Source organism: Catelliglobosispora koreensis DSM 44566 (genome assembly GCF_000379685.1).
In the GTDB taxonomy this organism is placed as follows: Bacteria; Actinomycetota; Actinomycetes; order Mycobacteriales; family Micromonosporaceae; genus Catelliglobosispora; species Catelliglobosispora koreensis.
Window position 1 is genome coordinate 329,672 of sequence record NZ_KB903272.1, and the last position, 17,703, is coordinate 347,374.

General features: G+C 65.7%; 16 protein-coding genes. 13 read left to right on the forward strand and 3 right to left on the reverse strand.

Going from position 1 to position 17,703, the window contains the following annotated elements; all coding sequences use genetic code 11:
• Positions 1-49: 49 nt before the first annotated feature.
• Together ftsY and A3E1_RS0124250 are read left to right on the forward strand one after the other, a co-directional pair.
• The gene (gene ftsY, locus A3E1_RS0124245) at positions 50-1,288 is read left to right on the forward strand and encodes a signal recognition particle-docking protein FtsY (protein ID WP_020523380.1); all 1,239 of its coding nucleotides are present in this window, start codon (positions 50-52) and stop codon (positions 1,286-1,288) included.
• Positions 1,270-2,076, forward strand: a complete 807-nt coding sequence (locus A3E1_RS0124250) for an aminoglycoside phosphotransferase family protein (RefSeq protein ID WP_051105136.1) — start codon at positions 1,270-1,272, stop codon at positions 2,074-2,076. The genes ftsY and A3E1_RS0124250 overlap by 19 nt, the downstream gene beginning before the upstream one ends.
• Positions 2,077-2,118: 42 nt before the next feature.
• On the opposite strand, the gene A3E1_RS0124255 is transcribed toward A3E1_RS0124250, so the two are convergent.
• Positions 2,119-3,654, reverse strand: a complete 1,536-nt coding sequence (locus tag A3E1_RS0124255; RefSeq protein ID WP_020523382.1) for a S8 family serine peptidase — start codon at positions 3,652-3,654, stop codon at positions 2,119-2,121.
• A 219-nt stretch (positions 3,655-3,873) separates the two neighbouring features.
• Between A3E1_RS0124255 and A3E1_RS0124260 the strand changes: the two genes are divergently transcribed.
• The 5 genes from A3E1_RS0124260 to A3E1_RS0124280 all read left to right on the forward strand — a co-directional run bounded on the left by A3E1_RS0124260 (position 3,874) and on the right by A3E1_RS0124280 (position 11,400).
• Positions 3,874-5,274, forward strand: coding sequence for an ammonium transporter (locus A3E1_RS0124260; protein WP_026208786.1), 1,401 nt, complete (start codon positions 3,874-3,876; stop codon positions 5,272-5,274).
• A 25-nt stretch (positions 5,275-5,299) separates the two neighbouring features.
• Positions 5,300-5,638, forward strand: coding sequence for a P-II family nitrogen regulator (locus A3E1_RS0124265; protein ID WP_063825157.1), 339 nt, complete (start codon positions 5,300-5,302; stop codon positions 5,636-5,638).
• Positions 5,601-7,793 carry a [protein-PII] uridylyltransferase gene (locus tag A3E1_RS0124270; protein ID WP_020523385.1) on the forward strand — a complete coding sequence of 731 codons (2,193 nt, stop codon included), beginning with the start codon at positions 5,601-5,603 and terminating at the stop codon, positions 7,791-7,793. The genes A3E1_RS0124265 and A3E1_RS0124270 overlap by 38 nt, the downstream gene beginning before the upstream one ends.
• A 972-nt stretch (positions 7,794-8,765) precedes the next feature.
• Positions 8,766-10,289: a signal recognition particle protein gene (gene ffh, locus A3E1_RS0124275; protein WP_020523386.1), complete on the forward strand. Its 1,524-nt coding sequence runs from the start codon at positions 8,766-8,768 to the stop codon at positions 10,287-10,289.
• A gap of 52 nt (positions 10,290-10,341) precedes the next feature.
• Complete coding sequence (locus tag A3E1_RS0124280) at positions 10,342-11,400, forward strand: amidohydrolase family protein (RefSeq protein ID WP_020523387.1); 1,059 nt, start codon at positions 10,342-10,344, stop codon at positions 11,398-11,400.
• On the opposite strand, the gene A3E1_RS48940 is transcribed toward A3E1_RS0124280, so the two are convergent.
• A complete protein-coding gene (locus tag A3E1_RS48940; protein ID WP_020523388.1) occupies positions 11,397-13,256 on the reverse strand; it encodes a sigma-70 family RNA polymerase sigma factor in 1,860 nt (619 codons plus the stop codon). The genes A3E1_RS0124280 and A3E1_RS48940 overlap by 4 nt on opposite strands.
• Between A3E1_RS48940 and proS the strand changes: the two genes are divergently transcribed.
• Entirely contained in the window at positions 13,255-14,655 is a 1,401-nt protein-coding gene (gene proS, locus A3E1_RS0124290) for a proline--tRNA ligase (RefSeq protein WP_020523389.1), read from the forward strand. The two genes, A3E1_RS48940 and proS, sit on opposite strands and share 2 nt — an antisense overlap.
• Positions 14,656-14,707: 52 nt before the next feature.
• On the opposite strand, the gene A3E1_RS0124295 is transcribed toward proS, so the two are convergent.
• Entirely contained in the window at positions 14,708-15,043 is a 336-nt protein-coding gene (locus tag A3E1_RS0124295) for a hypothetical protein (RefSeq protein WP_026208787.1), read from the reverse strand.
• Positions 15,044-15,298: 255 nt separating this feature from the next.
• Here A3E1_RS0124295 and rpsP point away from each other — a divergent pair, with 255 nt between their 5' ends.
• The 5 genes from rpsP (at position 15,299) to rplS (ending at position 17,702) form a co-directional block, all read left to right on the forward strand.
• Positions 15,299-15,769: a 30S ribosomal protein S16 gene (gene rpsP / locus A3E1_RS0124300; protein ID WP_026208788.1), complete on the forward strand. Its 471-nt coding sequence runs from the start codon at positions 15,299-15,301 to the stop codon at positions 15,767-15,769.
• Positions 15,741-16,004: an RNA-binding protein gene (locus tag A3E1_RS0124305; protein ID WP_020523392.1), complete on the forward strand. Its 264-nt coding sequence runs from the start codon at positions 15,741-15,743 to the stop codon at positions 16,002-16,004. The genes rpsP and A3E1_RS0124305 overlap by 29 nt, the downstream gene beginning before the upstream one ends.
• A gap of 2 nt (positions 16,005-16,006) precedes the next feature.
• Positions 16,007-16,507 carry a ribosome maturation factor RimM gene (gene rimM / locus A3E1_RS0124310; protein WP_026208789.1) on the forward strand — a complete coding sequence of 167 codons (501 nt, stop codon included), beginning with the start codon at positions 16,007-16,009 and terminating at the stop codon, positions 16,505-16,507.
• Positions 16,504-17,250, forward strand: a complete 747-nt coding sequence (trmD, locus tag A3E1_RS0124315; protein ID WP_020523394.1) for a tRNA (guanosine(37)-N1)-methyltransferase TrmD — start codon at positions 16,504-16,506, stop codon at positions 17,248-17,250. Before rimM ends, trmD begins: the two co-directional genes overlap by 4 nt.
• Positions 17,251-17,342: 92 nt before the next feature.
• Positions 17,343-17,702 (forward strand): 50S ribosomal protein L19, encoded by a 360-nt coding sequence (gene rplS, locus A3E1_RS0124320; protein WP_020523395.1) that lies wholly within the window; start codon positions 17,343-17,345, stop codon positions 17,700-17,702.
• The last annotated feature ends 1 nt before the right edge of the window (position 17,703 follow it).

Below are 17,703 nucleotides of genomic sequence, written 5' to 3' on the forward strand. Positions count from 1 at the left end.
ATGGGTGCGACTCACGCCCCGCCGACTCCCGTCTGAGAGGATGCGGAGCATGGATCCGCTCAGCCTTATCGTGCTCGTGATCATCGGCGTTCTGGTGATCGGGGGCGCCGCTTTCGTTGGTATCAAGCGCAGCCGGCAGGCGTCGCTGCCCCCAGCTGAGGATTCAGCGGATTCGTCGGCTGTCACTGCCGCGCCGCAACGGCCGGGCGGCAAGACATCGACAGATGAAGTCACGGCGGCAACCGGCGGGACGCCTGCGGTGGCCGAGGAGGATGCCACGGCGGTTAAGCCGGCCGGGGCAGGGAAGGCTCCAAAGGCGCCTGAGCCGTCCGCGGGGACCGGACCCGGCCGGGAGGTGCCCGCGCCCACGGCAGGGCGTCTCGTGCGCCTGCGCGCCCGTCTGTCGCGTTCACAGAACGTCTTCGGCAAGGGCCTGCTCGGCCTGCTGTCTCGCGATCACCTCGACGATGACGCCTGGGACGAGGTCGAAGAGAGCCTGATCGGTGCCGACGTCGGTGTGAAGGCGACCCAGGAAATCGTGGGCAAGCTGCGCGAGCGCACCCGCGTGCTGGGCACCCGCTCATCTTCTGACCTGCGCAAATTGCTGACCGAGGAGCTAACCGCAGCCCTCGACCCGGCGATGGACCGGTCCCTGAACGCCTCGCCCAAAGACGGGAAACCGGCCGTCATCCTGGTCGTCGGGGTCAACGGGGCGGGCAAGACCACGACCTGCGGCAAGATCTCGCGTGTGCTCATCGCTGACGGTCACACCGTCGTGCTGGGCGCGGCCGACACGTTCCGTGCCGCGGCCGCCGAACAGCTCGCGACCTGGGCCGGCCGAGTGGGTGCCGAGGTGGTTCGTGGTCCCGAGGGCGGTGACCCGGCCGCCGTCGCATTCGACGCGGTGAAACAGGGTATAGAGCGCGGCGTGGATACCGTTCTCATCGACACCGCGGGCCGTCTGCAAAACAAGGTCGGCCTCATGGATGAGCTGGGCAAAATCAAGCGGGTCGTGGAAAAACACGGTCCTGTTTCGGAGACCCTCCTGGTGCTTGACGCCACCGCCGGGCAAAATGGGCTTACCCAGGCCAAGGTGTTTACCGAGGTCGCGAACGTTACCGGGGTCGTTCTGACCAAATTGGACGGGACGGCCAAAGGGGGTATTGTCATCGCGGTGCAGCGCACACTCGGCATTCCGGTGAAACTGGTCGGTTTGGGCGAAGGCCCTGACGACCTGGCACCATTCGACGTTGATGCTTTCGTGAGCGCATTGCTGGGCGACGAGTGACGCTGAATCAGGAGATCCCGCTTCGGGGTGGAAACGTCAGCACCGTCGTCCGGGTCGGCGACACGGTGCGGCGCAACGCTGGGCCCTGGACGCCCACGGTGCACGCGCTGCTAAACCACCTGGAATACAACGGTTTCACGGGATCACCACGCGCGCTGGGCATGGACGAACGCGGCCGTGAGGTGTTGTCCTACGTGCCGGGTGAGTGTGGCGAATACCCGCTCGCCCCGCATTGGGTCACCGACGAAGCCCTCGTGACTGTCGCGACCATGCTGCGGATGTATCACGACGCGCAGGCCGGATTCCGCCCGCCAACGGGTGCGGTCTGGCGATCGTTTGGCCCGCCACCGCCCGACGCTGAGATCATCTGCCATCACGACGCCGCGCCGCACAACGTGATCTGGAAACCAGACGGCACGCTGGCGATGATCGACTTTGACTTGGCTTCACCCGGATCGCGCATCTACGACGTGGCCTACGCGGCCTGGACCTGGGTGCCGATCTTCAGCGACCGTGACTCCATCACGCTTGGCTGGCACCGGCCCGACCGCCCACGGCGGCTGCGGCTATTCGCTGACGCCTACGGGCTCATCCCGCGTGACCGGCACCGTCTCGTCCGGACGATCCGCAAACGGATCGTCGACCACGTCGAGGGCATTCGGCGGCTGGCCAACGCGGGGGAGCCGGCTTTCGTGCGGATCGTCCAGAAAGGACATCTGCGCCGGCCCCTCCGCGATTTACGGCTCATTGACTATGAGCGGTACACGTTCGAGCACGCCTTGCGTTAGCGAGCGGCTCCGCGTTTTAGCGCGAAACCGCTCGCCGCAGTGCTAGACCGTCAAGGTCCAGCTGTCGAGTGTGCCGCCGATACCGTTGCCGCGCCGGTCGCGCACCCGCAGCGTCCACGTCCCGTTGGCCGTCTCGGAGCTCAGGTTGACGGTGTAGGTCGCGTGGATGTCGTCGCCCGTGTCGTTGGACCGCCGCTTGAGGCTGTAGACCGAACCATCCGGTGCGATCAGGTCGATCACGACGTCGCCACGGTTGGCGTGGAGGATGTGCACCTCAACCGTTGACGTCGGCTTGGCGCTTCCGGAGCAGCCGGTCACCGTGACCGTGCTGGTCACCGCGACGGAACCGTCTGGAATGGACACGTCGGTGCCGTTGGTGACCGGGCTGCACGTCGGCGGCGTTGCGCTGCCCACGAACAGAAGCAGGTTCGGCGAGCCGGTGCCGGGACTGGTTACCTTGCCCGGAGTGGCCGCCGCGACCATCGCGTCACGCACTTGCTGGGCGGTGAAGCCCGGGTTCGCTTGCAGGATCAGGGCTGCCGCGCCGGCCACGTGTGGTGAAGCCATCGAAGTGCCGCTGATTGTGTTGGTCGCCGTGTCGCTTCCGATCCACGCACTGGTGATCGAGCTGCCTGGAGCGAACAGGTCGAGGCAGGTGCCGAAGTTCGAGAAGCTCGACCGGGCGTCCGTGTTCGTGGTCGAGCCGACCGTGATCGCCGCCGGCGTACGGGCCGGGGTGAAGTTACAGGCGTCCGCGTTGCTGTTGCCCGCGGCCAGGGCATAGGTGACACCCGAGGAAATCGAGTTCGTCACCGCTGCTTCCAGTGTCGCGTTGGTGCCTGTCCCGCCGAGGCTCATGTTGGCCACAGCTGGCTTGATGGCATTCGCCGTCACCCAGTTGACGCCGCTGATGACCTGGTCGAACGTGCCACTGCCAGCGCAGTTGAGCACGCGGACCGCGACGAGAAGGGACTGCTTGGCCACGCCGTGAGCCGTGCCGCCGGTGGTGCCGGCGACGTGGGTGCCGTGCCCGTTGCAGTCGTCCGCGACCGCATCGTTGTCGATGAAGTCGAAGCCGTGGCTTGCCCGCCCACCGAAGTCGGTGTGCGTGATCCGGATGCCTGTGTCGATGATGTACGCGTGCACGGACGATGCCGTGTTCGGGTACGTGTACGAGTTGTTCAGCGGCAGATCACGCTGGTCGATGCGGTCGAGGCCCCAGCTGGGTACCGGGGTCTGCGTGTCCTGCACGGTGACCGTGTGGTTCTGCTCGACGTAGGCGACCGCCGGATCCGCGGCGATCTTGAGGGCCTGGGCCTCGGTGACGTTCATCGAGAAGCCGCGTACGGCGTGCTCCCAGACGGACTTGACCTTGCCGTTCGCCAGTCGTTCTGCGGTCTCCCGGACAGGTGCGCGGTTGTCCTTGAGCACGACGAGATAACTGTCCTTGACGGCGGTTACGCCGCCTTTGCCCAGGATCTCTGGCTCTGCCGCATTGGCGGGGCCGCTTGTGGCGACTGCGGCTGACGTCATAGCGAGCGCGATGATGACGCGCCCGAGCAAACGGGGGTATCTCATTCACGCATCGTAATTTGTCGATCACTGAATGGGTCATATTGATCTGTAAAGATTTTTAGCCTGTGAAGTTTTCTTCACACGTACGAAACAGATCGTGACGAGTCGGAAACCGCGCAGAGCCCTTGCGCGAAACAGGGGGGCGCAATTATTCCGGCTCAACCAGCAGCGGTGCTGGTCACCCTTAGCCAGTTTAAGAATGAGGGAGGCAGCGTGCTGCTCCTGGAGGACCCGCCGACGATCGACGGTGCCAATACCACTTGGCTCCTCGTCTCGTCCGCGCTCGTGCTGCTAATGACGCCTGGTCTCGCCTTCTTCTACGGCGGGCTCAACCGGGCCAAGAGCGTGCTCAACATGATGATGATGAGCTTCGTGACCATTGGGCTCATCTCGGTCCTGTGGTTGCTTTACGGCTTCTCACTTGCCTTCGGCGCCAACGAGAACGCCGCCCTGCAGGACTTCATCGGCAGCTTCAGCCAGTTCACCGGGGACAAGTTCTTCCCGGGTGACTTCTGGTTCGCCGGTGGCGCCTCAACCGGTATCCCGATCTACGTGTTCATGGCGTTCCAGATGATGTTCGCCATCATCACGGTGGCCCTGATCAGTGGCGCGGTGTCCGACCGGGCGAAGTTCGCGGGCTGGCTCGTGTTCGCGGCTGGCTGGTTCACCCTGGTTTACGTCCCGGTCGCGCACTGGGTCTGGGGCTCCGGGTTCATCGGCATGGACATCCGTGCCCTGGACTTCGCCGGTGGTACAGCCGTGCACATCAACGCTGGTGCCGCGGCTCTGGCGCTGGCCATCGTGCTCGGCAAGCGCATCGGCTGGCCGAAGGACAAGCTCAAGCCGCACAACGTGCCGTTCGTGGCGCTTGGCGCTGGCCTGCTGTGGTTCGGCTGGTTCGGGTTCAACGCCGGCTCGGAGCTGACCGTTGACTCCACGGCCGCGGTCGCGTTCATCAACACCCAGGTCGCCACCGCTGCCGCCGTGCTCGGCTGGATCCTCATCGAGTGGATCCGTGACGGCAAGCCGACCCTGGTCGGTGCCTCGTCGGGTGCCGTGGCCGGTCTGGTCGCGATCACCCCGGCCTGTGGCTTCGTGCAGCCGCTGCCAGCCGTGATCATCGGTCTGGTCGCTGGTGCCATCTGCGCCCTGGCGGTCAGCCTCAAGTACAAGCTCGGTTATGACGACTCGCTCGACGTCGTGGGTGTCCACTTCGTCGGTGGCTGGATCGGCTCGCTCGCCATCGGCCTGTTCGCGACGGACACGGTCAACAGCTGGATCACCGATGACGCGATCCTCAACGCCGACAACGGTTTGTTCTACGGTGGCGGCGTGGCACAGCTGGGCCGCCAGGCGATCGCCAGCGGCATCGTGTCGGTCTACTCCTTCGCCATCGCCCTGATCCTCGGGTACCTGATCAAGTTCACGATCGGCTTCCGGGTCAAGGAGCAGGCTGAGGTCGAAGGCATCGACATCTCCGAGCACGCTGAGAGTGCCTACGACTACTCGGCGGGTAACGCCGGAAGTGGTAGCACGGGGGCATTCGCCCTGGCCGGAATCGCACCGAAGGCGACCGCCGCACCCGAAGAAGAGCCGGCTGAATCCGTGAAGGTCAGCGGTTAGAGTCCACCAGATGGAAGGGCTTTCGATGAAGCTGGTAACCGCAGTAATCAAGCCGTATCAACTCGACGCGGTGAAAGAAGCCCTGCACGCTATGGGCGTCGCCGGGATGACGGTAAGCGAAGTTCAGGGCTACGGCCGGCAGAAGGGGCACACCGAGGTCTACCGCGGCGCGGAGTACACGGTGGAATTCCTTCCGAAGATCCGCATCGAAGTCGTCACCGACGAACTCGACGTGGAAAAGGTCGTGGACTCCATCGTGACCGCCGCCCGGACCGGCAAGATTGGTGATGGCAAGGTGTGGGTCACCGAGGTGTCTGAGGTGGTACGTGTTCGCACCGGCGAGCGCGGGCTCGACGCGCTCTGACAATGCGATAGGAGCGGCGGCGCGGCAAGCACGCGCCGCCGCCTTCGACATCTGGCTGGCGGGATTGCTGCCAGCCACAGCGGGCGTCGCCCTGGTCGCCGTCGGCGGGCTGGGACGGCGGGAATGCTCGCCTCACGGGGATCTCGACCTCATCTTGCTCCACAGCGGAGTGCCGGGCATCGACGAGCTCGCTGCTTCGCTCTGGTACCCGATATGGGACGCCAAGCTGGGACTGGACCACTCCACCCGGACAGTCGCCGAATCACTTGACGCGGCACACGATGACGTCAAAGTCGCCTTAGGACTCCTCGACGCCCGGCACATCGCCGGCGATCCCGTGCTCACGGCACAGCTGGCCTACTCGGCGTCAGACATGTGGCGGCGGACCGCCTCGCGCCAGCTGCCGCGGTTGCGCGAGCTTTGCGAAGAACGGCACCGGGCCCACGGCGAGCTGGCCTATCTGCTCGAAGGTGACCTGAAGGAGGCCTCTGGCGGGCTGCGTGACGTCGCCGTGTTGCGGGGCATCGGCATCGCCGGTGTCGCCGACGCCTTGCCGCCCGCGGTCAGGGCGGCCGCTTCCCGCCTCCTCGACGTGCGGGACGCGTTGCACTTGAGTGTTGGCCGACGCTCAGACCGCATGCGCGCACAAGACCGCGACGCTGTCGCCGAGATGCTCGGACTGTCCGATGGGGACACTCTGTTGCGCCGCATCGGGCTCGACGCGCGGACCGTCGCGTGGACACTGACCGACTCTTGGCGCTCCGTCCAGCGGTGGCGCTCGACCCTGCGGTCGGGAACGCTTGCCACACAACGGCATCCGGTCGCGCGGGACGTCATCGCCGTCGATGGTGAAATCGTCCTGGCCCGTGACGCGATCGGACCCAAACCCGATGCCACGCTGTCGTTGCGGGTGGCCGCGGCTGCCGCTCAGGCGCAGATGCCGATCGCGCGAGCGACGCTGGAGTGGCTTGTGCGCTTTGAGCCGCCGTTGCCGTCGCCATGGCCGTCGGCCGCACGTAACGCTTTCTTGGCACTCCTGGGCTCCGGGCCGGGACTGGTCGCCGCTTGGGAAGCGTGTGACCGGTTCGGCCTGACGGGACGCTGGCTGTCGCAATGGACGCGGGTGCGGGGGACACCGCAGCACCATCCGGTGCATCAGTACACCTTGGACCGTCACCTGGTACAGGCCGCGGCCAACGCCGCCCGCTGGGCGCGCGAAGTCTCACGGCCCGATCTGCTTGTGCTGTCAGCACTTGTGCACGACGTGGGCAAGGGTTTGCCGGGCGACCACAGCATCGTCGGCGCGCCGATCGCCTATGACATCGCGACGGAGATCGGGCTGCGGCCAAGCGACGCGCGACTGGTGAGCAATGTCGTGCTGCACCATCTGCTCCTGCCCGACATCGCGACCCGGCGCGACCTCGACGATCCTTCCGTCATCGCCGACGTGGCCGCGAAGGTGGGAGACCTGCCCACTCTTGAGATCCTGCACATGCTCGCGCGAGCGGACGCCATGGCCACGGGTCCGGCGGCGTGGTCGACGTGGAAGGGCCGGCTCATCGACACCCTCGTGGCGCGAGTGCGCGGAGTCCTCTCCGGCGAACCGTCCGCCCCCGCTTGGGAACCGGCTGCCGTGCTCGCGCGCGGAGAACTGCCCGTGGTCCAGGTCGCCGAGGACTGGGTCGCGCTGGCCGCACCAGACCGGACCGGACTCCTGGCCGCCGTCGCCGGCTGCCTCGCCAGTCACCGTCTGGAGATCGCTGTCGTCAACAGCGTCAGCGTCGACGGCCGGGCGATCTTCGAGTGCGCGATTTCGTCCCGGTTCGGCGCGACACTCGACCGTGACCGGCTCGCTGCCGACTTACGGCGGGTCGCGTTAGGACAGTTCACGGCACCGCCGCGCCTCGGCATCGCCCGCCGCACCAGCGCCGCGCCACCACGCGTGATCTGGCCAGCCTCCGACTTGCTGGAAGTCAGGGCGGCGGATGCGCCGGGTCTGCTGTACCGCATCACGACCGCATTGGCATCGCTCAACATCGACGTCCGGGCCGCTCGCGTGTCCACTTTGGGTGCCGATGCCGTGGACGTGTTCTACCTCGTCGGCTCCTTCGACCGCGCCGCCGCCGAATCCGCCGTCCTCGCCGCCGCCGCCTAAACCCGGGTTTACTCACCCCTTCCCTCGCCCCGTCTCTCCCGCCCCTGCGTCCCGCTCCTGCTTCCCGCTCCTTTCGGCCCTGCTTTCCGTCCGGCCCTGCTTTCCGTCCGGCCCCGGGTCCCGTCCGGCCCCGGGTCCCGCCCGGCCTCTCATCCGTCCGCCCCGCGTCCCGCCCGGCCCCGGGTCCCGTCCGGCCCGCTTTCCGCCTGTCCTGGCCCGCCTCTATCGGCCCTGCTTCCCGCCCCGGCGCGCTGCCCTTCCGCGCCGTTTCCCGCCACTGCAACTCCTTGCCCTCCCTCCTCATGCGTGATCCACATCCCTTGAGACGTGATCAAAAGGCGGTTTGATCACGTCTCAAGGGATGTGGATCTCACCTTTGGCTGTGGATCAAGATGAAGTCCCTACCGCAACCCCTCGGACGGCGCGGGTCCAGGTCCCAGCGACCGGCGGGCGTGGCAAGCCGGGCGGAAAGCGCGGACCCGCCACCAGTCGAGGCCGGGACGCGCGGACATGGAGGGCCTCGCGGGAGGGACGGTCGCAACCACGGCGGACATCGGAAAAGGAAGCCGCAGCGAGCCACGGACCTGATGCACAGGGGGCCGGCAGCTGCTGGGCAGCCCGGACCCGGAAGAGCGGGGGCGTGAAGGTCTCACGGGATCGGGATGCGAGCGGCAAGGAAGCGCAGGTCGGCGGGACGCGTGGGCGGGGAAAGCGGGATCGGAGGCGGCAGGGCAAACAGGCGATGCAAGCGGGCAGGGCAAACAGGCGGGCAAGGCAAGTGGGCGAGGCAAGTGGGCGAGGCAACGGGCAAGGCAAGCGGACAGGGCAGGCGGATCGGGGAGCGGATGGCCGGAGGTGGGGACTGGGCGCGCGGGGAGGGAAAAACGGCAGGAAGTGGGCATGAAGGCAGGGCAGGCGTGGAGCGGCTAACCTAGCGGGGGCGATTGGCTACCGACGAGCGGATGTTTTGCTGTGTTTGACACCTTGAGTGACCGGCTGTCCGGGATCTTCACGAAACTGCGGGGCAAGGGGCGGCTGAGTGATGCCGACATTGACGCGACCGCGCGGGAGATCCGGCTGGCGCTGCTGGAGGCAGACGTCGCGCTGCCGGTGGTCAAGAGTTTCATTCACCGGCTTAAGGAGCGGGCGCGCGGCTCTGAGGTGTCGCAGGCGCTGAACCCAGCTCAGCAGGTCATCAAGATTGTGCACGAGGAACTGATCGGGGTCCTCGGTGGCGAGGCGCGGCGGCTGAATTACGCGAAGAATCCGCCGACGGTCATTATGCTGGCCGGTCTGCAAGGGTCCGGTAAGACGACGCTGGCCGGAAAGCTAGCGAAATGGCTTAAGGCGCAAGGCAATCAGCCGCTTCTGGTCGCGGCTGACTTGCAGCGGCCCAATGCTGTCAACCAGTTGCAGGTGCTCGGGCAGCGCGCCGGGGTTGAGGTTTACGCACCCGAGCCGGGCAATGGCGTGGGCAATCCGGTTGCGGTCGCTAAGGAATCGATTGAGTACGCGCGGCGGCACATGCGCGACATCGTCATCGTCGACACCGCCGGCCGGCTGGGTATCGACTCGGAGATGATGCAGCAGGCTGCCGACATCCGCGACGCCGTGGAGCCCGACGAGATCATCTTCGTCATTGACGCGATGGTCGGTCAGGACGCGGTTACTACCGCTGAGGCGTTCCGGGATGGGGTCGGGATCACCGGTGTCGTGCTGTCCAAACTGGACGGTGACGCTCGCGGTGGTGCGGCGCTTTCCGTGCGGGAGGTGACCGGGCAGCCGATCCTGTTCGCGAGCACCGGCGAAAAGCTTGAGGACTTTGACGTTTTCCACCCCGACCGGATGGCTAGCCGCATCCTGGGCATGGGTGACGTGCTGACCCTGATCGAGCAGGCTGAGGCCGCCTTCGATGAGGATCAGAAGGAGAAGATGGCGTCGAAGCTGCTCGGTGGTGAGCAGTTCACGCTGGAGGACTTCCTGGACCAGCTGATCGCGGTCCGTAAAATGGGCCCGATCGCCAACGTGCTGGGCATGATGCCCGGCATGGGCCAGATGAAGAATCAGCTGGCGGATCTGGACGACAGCCACTTCGACCGGGTGACGGCGATTATCCGCTCGATGACGCCGGCGGAGCGTACGACGCCGAAGATTATCAATGGTTCCCGTCGTGCCCGCATCGCACGCGGTTCCGGTGTCACGGTGATGGATGTCAATCAACTGCTCAACCGCTTTGAGCAAGCGCAGAAGATGATGAAGCAAATGGGCGGCATGATGGGCCTGCCCGGCTCGCGCCGCAAAGCCACGAAGTCGCCGAAGAACAAGCGCAAAGGCACCAAGGGCGGCGGCGGTGGCCCGCGCAATCCCGGCGGTTTCCCCGGTGGCGGTTTCCCCGGCGGCATGCCGCAGCTTCCGCCAGGCATGGGCGGCGACGGCTTCAACGCCCCCAAGCTGGACTTCGGCAAGTTCCTCAAGCGTGACAAAGACGAGGAATAACGCGTTCGGCGTGGTGGAGTAGCGGGCGGGCGCGGGCGATAGATTGGGGCGCATGGTGTTGCATGTGCGCGGGATAAACGTGGCGTCAGATTCGGCTGAAGAGTTTTGGATCGATGGCGACCGGGTGTTTCGGGACAAGCAGCCAGGTGCGGAAACTGTCGTGGATGGAGGGTTCATCCTTCCCGGGTTGGTGGACGCGCACTGTCACATTGGGATCGCGCCAGGAGGCGCACCCGTGTCGTCTGTGGAGCAGGCGCGCACGCTCGCGATGATCGACCGTGATGCGGGAGTTTTGGCGATCCGGGATGCCGGGTCGCCTTTTCCGTACCCGGAACTAGACGTCGACGAGGAGTTGCCCAGACTCGTGCGCGCGGGACGGCATGTCGCTCCGCAGCGCCGGTATCTGCCTGAGATTGGCGTGGAGGTTCCCGCCGAGGAGGTCGCTGCCGAGGTCACGAGGCAGGCCGAACGGGGCAACGGCTGGGTGAAGCTCGTCGGGGACTGGATCGACCGGTCTACAGGCGACTTGGCTCCCGCGTGGGACGAGGAAACGCTCACCCAGGCGGTGAAGGCGGCACATCAGGCGGGAGCGCGGATCACGGCGCACTGCTTCGAGGAGTCCAGTGTCGCGACCCTTGTAAGTGCCGGGATCGACTGTGTCGAGCACGGGACAGGGCTTAGCCACGATGTCATCAACGAGATGGCCAAACGGGGCACTGTCCTAGTACCCACAATGATAAATATTGAGACTTTTGATCGCATCGCTGACCGGGCGGAAGAGAAGTTCCCGCTTTATGCCGCGCACATGCGCGCGCTGAAGCAGGGCTTTCCGCAACTGGTGTCGGCCGCTTATGAAGCTGGCGTAAGGATTTTCGTCGGCTCCGACGCCGGTGGCGGGATCGACCACGGGCTCGCGGCGCAGGAGATGCTTAGGCTGCATGCGGCTGGTATGTCCACTTTGGACGTCCTGCGCGCTGGATCGTGGCGGGCACGGGAATGGCTGGGCGTGGAGGGTGCCGACTTCACGGTCTACCACGAAGATCCGCGCCTGGATCTGCGTGTGCTGCAGTCCCCGGCGCGGATCATCTTGCGTGGCAAGGTTATTCGCTAAAACTCCTGCGCGACGATCCCGTTCGCGGCGGGGCAGACCATGACGTTGCGCGCCCACGAGCAGTACGGAATCTGCGTCTGAATGGGCAGGGTCGTGACCTTTCCGCTGGGCAGCGCGATCGCCACCATGCGGCCGGCGGGCCCGGCATCTGGCGGCTGGTTAGGGTCGCCCTCGCGCGGCATCATTGTGACCGTTGGCGCTTCGTAGGCGATGAGCGTGCGGGCGTCGAGCCACATCGCTGCCCGGCTGGCGAGCACATCGGTCAGCAAAGGCTTGCCATCAAAGGAGAATAGCTGCGCTCCCTCAAATCCGGTGACGAGAATCCCCGCTTCGGTGGCGCTCACCGCCCTCGCGTTGGGCGTCGCCACTTCGAAGGCGACCTGGCCCGTCTTGACGTTCAGCACGGTCAGCATGTCCTTTGTGGACACACACAGCAGCGTCGTCGTGCACATGACCGGGTCAATCGTGAGCTCGCCCAGCGCGACGGGAATCGTGCGTGTCGGCGCCGAATCGTCAAGCGGATGCACCGTGACGCCGGTTTTGCTGACGCCATAAAGCATCCCATCGGCGATAAGCGTGGTGCCCGAGAACTTCCCCGCTGCCAGTTGGTGCACGATCGCCCCCGTGCCAGCGTCGCGGACCTGAACCCGGCCGTCGGTGAGGAACATCGCGACTTGGCGCGAAGCCGGCGGCGGTGGCCCGGACCAGCCATTGATCGACTGGTACTCCGCGGTTGTCCGCACCGGCATGAGGCTGGTCACCGGATCGGCGACCGTCCACCTCGGCGCACCTGTCTTGAGATCGAGCGCCTCGGCCCGCAAAGGCTGTTGCAGACCAAGCACAAGGGTGTCGTCAAAGAGCAACCGGTGCGTTTCGTTGAAGCTGTAAGGCCGGTGCCACATGACTTTGCCGGTCTCGGGACTGACCGCGATCAGTGTGTCGCCCTGGTAGTCCCGTCCTTGCTCGGTCAACATGACGATCGCGTCGCGGGCGACCTCCATCCCGTTGGTGTCGCCGAAGACTCCGAGATCCAGTGGCTTCCAGGCCGGGGTACGGGTCGTCAGATCGATGGCGGCGATCCACTCGTGGGAGTCACGGTCCAACCACATCACGTAGGCCCGGTCACCTCGCGCCGTTGCCATGCCAAAGGCAGCGGGCGCGTCAAACCGGACGATCAGATCAGGGTCGGCTGGTGGCACGGCCGGCGCGGGAACGAAGAAGGCATAAGCGGCTGTCGCGGTGGCCGCTGTCGCGAAGAAGGCCAGTGCCTGACGGATCGTTCGGCGTTGTTTTCCTTTGCTGGCAATGGTTTTGGCGGGCGGCAACGGAGGCGTCTCGGTCAGCTGCACGGCGAGGTTGGCCCGGCCGCGGGCTAGCCACGACTTCACGGTGTTGATGTTCGCGCCGGTCTCGGCCGCGATGTCGGCCACGGACCGATCCAGGAAATAGTGCAAAACCAAAGCCTTGCGCTGGTCCATCGGCAGCCGTTTCAGTTCCGCTACGAGGTGCACCAGGTCTTCATTAGGCGGGGGTACGACGTGAGCCCGCTCCTGGGTAGCCGGGTTGCGCCGCACACCCAGCCAGCGCCACCTGTCCGTGGCGAGCCGGGTGACCACGAGACGCAGCCAGGACTCCGGGTTGTCGTAGCTTTGCAGACGTTTCCAGCGCTGCCAGGCCCGCACGTAGGCCTCTTGGGTGAAATCCTGTGCTTCGCCGAGATCGCCGGTCAGGCCGTAGGCGAAGCGCAGGAGCCGCGTCGACGTGCCTTCATAGAAAGACTCAAAACTTGGGGTCACACCAGTGGACACGGGGTGCTCTGCGGCTTGGTTGCCGGCCGACGTAACATTTGTGCCCATGGCTCGTGTGCTCACTCCCCGTGCGGAAGACTTTCCCCGCTGGTACCAGGATCTGATCGCCAAAGCGGAACTGGCCGACAACGGCCCGGTGCGCGGCACCATGGTGATCCGGCCGACAGCGTATGCCATCTGGGAGCGGATGCAGGCCGACATGGACTCCCGGATCAAGGCGACTGGCGCGCAGAACGCCTACTTCCCGCTGTTCATCCCGGAGAGCTACCTCAAGCGTGAGGCCGAGCACGTCGAAGGCTTCTCACCCGAGCTCGCGGTCGTCACCCACGGCGGTGGCAAGCAGCTCGCCGAGCCGATCGTGGTGCGCCCGACGTCAGAGACCGTCATCGGTGAGTTCATGGCCAAGTGGGTCGACTCCTACCGGGACCTGCCGTTGCTGCTCAACCAGTGGGCCAACGTGGTGCGCTGGGAGATGCGCCCGCGGATCTTCCTGCGGACCTCGGAGTTCCTGTGGCAGGAGGGGCACACCGCGCACGCGACCTTTGAGGACGCCAAGGCCTATACGCTCAAGATTCACCACGAGGTGTACGAGCGCCACATGCGCGACCTGCTCGCGATCCCCGTCGTGGCGGGCCGCAAGACGGACCGGGAACGGTTCGCTGGCGCCACCTCGACGTACACCCTGGAGGCCATGACCGGCGACGGCAAGGCCCTCCAGATGGGAACGTCGCACGAGCTCGGGCAGAACTTCGCCCGTGCCTTCGAGATCTACTACTCGGCCCAAGAAGGCGGGCGCAAGCTGGCCTGGACCACGTCTTGGGGCACGTCGACCCGCATGCTCGGCGGTCTGATCATGTGCCACGGTGACGACAACGGCCTGCGGCTGCCCCCACTTCTCGCTCCGATCCAGGCTCTCGTGACGGTGGTCAAGGACGGTGCCCAGGCGGCAGCGGCTGAGCTGGCCGCATCTTTGGAGGCCGCTGGAGTGCGCGTCAAGCTCGACGACCGGGTGGATGTCGCGTTTGGACGGCGCGCTGTGGACGCTGAACTCAAGGGCATCCCGGTGCGCATCGAGGTTGGGCCGCGTGACCTGGCCGCTGGCACCGTGACGCTGGTGCGGCGTACTGACGGGTCGAAGACCCCGGTCGCTCTTGGCGAGGCTGTCGGCGCGGTCACCGCCGCCCTGGAAGCGGACCAGAAAGCCCTCTACGAAGAGGCACTGGCCACCCGCGAGGCACGGACCGCCGACGTGTCCACTCTGGACGAAGCGATCGCGGCCGCGGCCAACGGCTGGGCACGCGTCCCGTGGGATGCCATCGGTGTCGACGGCGAAGCCAAGGCCAACGAGAGCGCGGTCTCCGTGCGCTGCCTTTACCGGCCGGACGGGTCCGTTCCCGCCTCGCAGGACGAGCCGGGGCTGATCGCCATCCTCGCCCGTTCCTACTGACCGTTAGCGAAACGGCCCGGGTCACGTGCCCGGGCCGTTTCATTTGCGCGGATTAGGCGGCGGCAGCCGGGGCAGCGGCCTGAACCTCTTCGGGCTTGCGGCGCAGTTTGGCGATCACGATCCAAGTCGCGCCACCGGCGGTCAGCACCCCGCCGACGATCGTCAGGACCTTGGCGGTCTGCGACTGGCTCGCCTTTTCCTGCTCATACGTGTTGGTGCCGACGACCTTGTTGGTCTTCTTGTCGATCGCCTCGCACGTGTCGCCAGGTGACATAACGTCGGTGCCACAACGAACCTCGGTGCTGTTCATCATGACGAGACCGAACGCCAGAGCGGCGATGCCGAGCAGGAGCATGCCCCATTTGTTCCACAGAATGCGTCCCAGCACGGATATCTCCCCGTGAGTCGTGAGTGAATAATGCTCACGCAAGCTAGCGGCGGTGTGATCGGCGCCTCTACTAGCCGAATGGCCCCTTCTGCGAGGACCGGCCAACCATCTGGCACAATTGCTCCTTGGTATTCGCACCTGACTCTGGCGCCCTCTAACCCTGGGGTCGGGGTGTGTGTCCACGAGCTGGCTCAAAGGCTGCACCCCACGCAGCGGGAGAGTTGCTCACCTCAATCGCAACAGGAGCGAAAAACCGTGGCCGTTCGTATCCGGCTTCTGCGGATGGGTAAAATCCGCAACCCGCAGTACCGCATCGTCGTCGCCGACTCGCGCACCAAGCGCGACGGCAAGGCGATCGAATTCATTGGCATTTACCACCCGAAGGAAGAGCCCTCGCTCATCGAGGTCAAGTCCGACCGGGTGCAGTACTGGCTTTCCGTCGGCGCTCAGCCGAGTGAGCAGGTCGTAGCCATCCTTTCCAAGACCGGTGACTGGCAGAAGTTCAAGGGTCTCCCGGCCCCGACTGAGCCGCTCAAGGTCAAGGCAGCTCCCGTCAACCGGACCGCGATCTACGAAGCTGCCGCTCAGGCCGCCGCGGGATTGACGCCGAAGGCGGAAGCACCGGCCAAGCCGGCTAAGAAGGCTGCCGCCGCTAAGACCGAGGCTCCGGCCGCCGCTGCTGCAGAGGAGACGGCCGTTGCGGCCGGCGACGAACAGCAGGGCTGACGGCGCGCTCCGGCCAGCGCTGGAGCACCTGGTCAAGGGGATCGTTGAGCACCCGGATGACGTCCGGGTGCGCCTTGTCGACAACCGTCGCGGGGCCCGGCTCGAGGTGCGCGTGCACCCCGAAGACCTCGGCACCGTGATCGGCCGCGGCGGCCGCACCGCCCGGGCATTGCGCCAGGTGATCGGTTCGGTCGGCGGCAAAGGCATCCGCGTCGACATCGTCGACTCCTTCTGATGCTGCTGACAATTGGGCAGATAGTCCGCCCTCACGGTGTGCGCGGTGAAGTCATCGTGGACCCGCGGACGGACTCCCCTGAGCTGCGCTTTCGTGAGGGGTCGGTGTTTATCGCCGGCCCCTCACGGCTAACCATCCAGAGCGCGCGGCCGCATCTGGGGCGCTGGCTGATCTTTTTCGAGGAGATCCCTGACCGCAACGCCGCCGAGGCGGCCCGGGGACAGATCCTCGAACTCGACTCCGAAGACATGGAAGATCTGTCCGACCCGGACGAATTCCACGATCACGATCTCGTCGGGCTGACGGTCAAAACCGTTGCGGGCGTTGAGGTTGGCCAGATCACCCGGATCGATCACTCACCCGCGTCGGATCTGCTTGTCATCAAGCGCACCGACGGGCGGATCACCCTGGTGCCGTTCCTGAAGATCTTCGTGCCGACGGTTGACGTCGCGTCAGGGCTCGTGGTCATCGACCCGCCGGACGGGCTGCTGGAGCTCGAATGAGGATCGATATCGTGTCGATCTTCCCGGAGTACTTCGCTCCGCTGGACCTGTCCCTGATCGGCAAAGCGCGTTCGTCTCAGGTCGACCTTGCCGTGCACGACTTGCGCCAGTGGACGTTTGACGTGCACAGGACAGTCGACGACACCCCGTATGGCGGTGGGCCCGGGATGGTCATGAAACCGGAGCCGTGGGGGCTCGCCCTCGACGCACTGAACTCTCCCAGCGCACAGATCATCGTCCCTAGCCCCGCAGGCAAGCCCTTCACACAGGAGATGGCGGCTTCGCTCGTACCAGCTGATCATTTGATCTTTGCTTGTGGGCGTTATGAAGGCATCGATCAGCGCGTCATCGAGCACTATGGCGCGACGGAAGTCTCGCTCGGCGACTATGTGCTCTTCGGTGGCGAGGTCGCGGTCCTGGTGATGCTCGAAGCCATCATCCGCCTCATTCCGGGCGTGCTGGGCAACGCTTCGTCGCTTGACGAGGAGTCGCACGCCAACGGACTGCTCGAAAGCCCCGTCTACACCAAGCCGCCCTCGTGGCGAGAGCTGGATGTGCCCGAGATCCTGCGCTCCGGTGATCACGGCAAGATCGCTCGCTGGCGCCGCGATCAGGCGCTCCTGCGGACCGCCTCGCTGCGTCCGGACCTGCTCGAAAAGGTCTGGCCCACGCTCGACAAACGTGACCTCGCTCTATTGGCCGAGGCCGGATTCGCGAGCCCAGGTGCGGATGTGGCAGAGTAGTGAGGTTGCCGTCGCGTCTTCGACCGACGAGGACCCAGCATAAGTAAGACGCTGAGTCAGCCCTGCCAGTATTTAGTCCTAAGGACGTAGCGATGCAAACGCTAGACATGGTCGATGCCGCGTTCCGGCGCTCCGACATCCCAGGCTTCCGCCCCGGTGACACCGTCAAGGTTCACGTCCGGGTCGTCGAAGGTAACCGTTCCCGTATCCAGGTCTTCCAGGGCGTCGTCATCCGCCGCCAGGGCTCGGGCCTGCGGGAGACGTTCACCGTCCGCAAGCTGAGCTTCGGCGTGGGTGTCGAGCGGACCTACCCGCTGCACAGCCCGACGCTGGACCGGCTGGAAGTTGTCACCCGTGGTGACGTGCGCCGCGCCAAGCTTTACTACCTGCGTGACCTGCGCGGTAAGAAGGCCAAGATCAAGGAACTGCGGGACAACAAGACCTCCGCGTAGC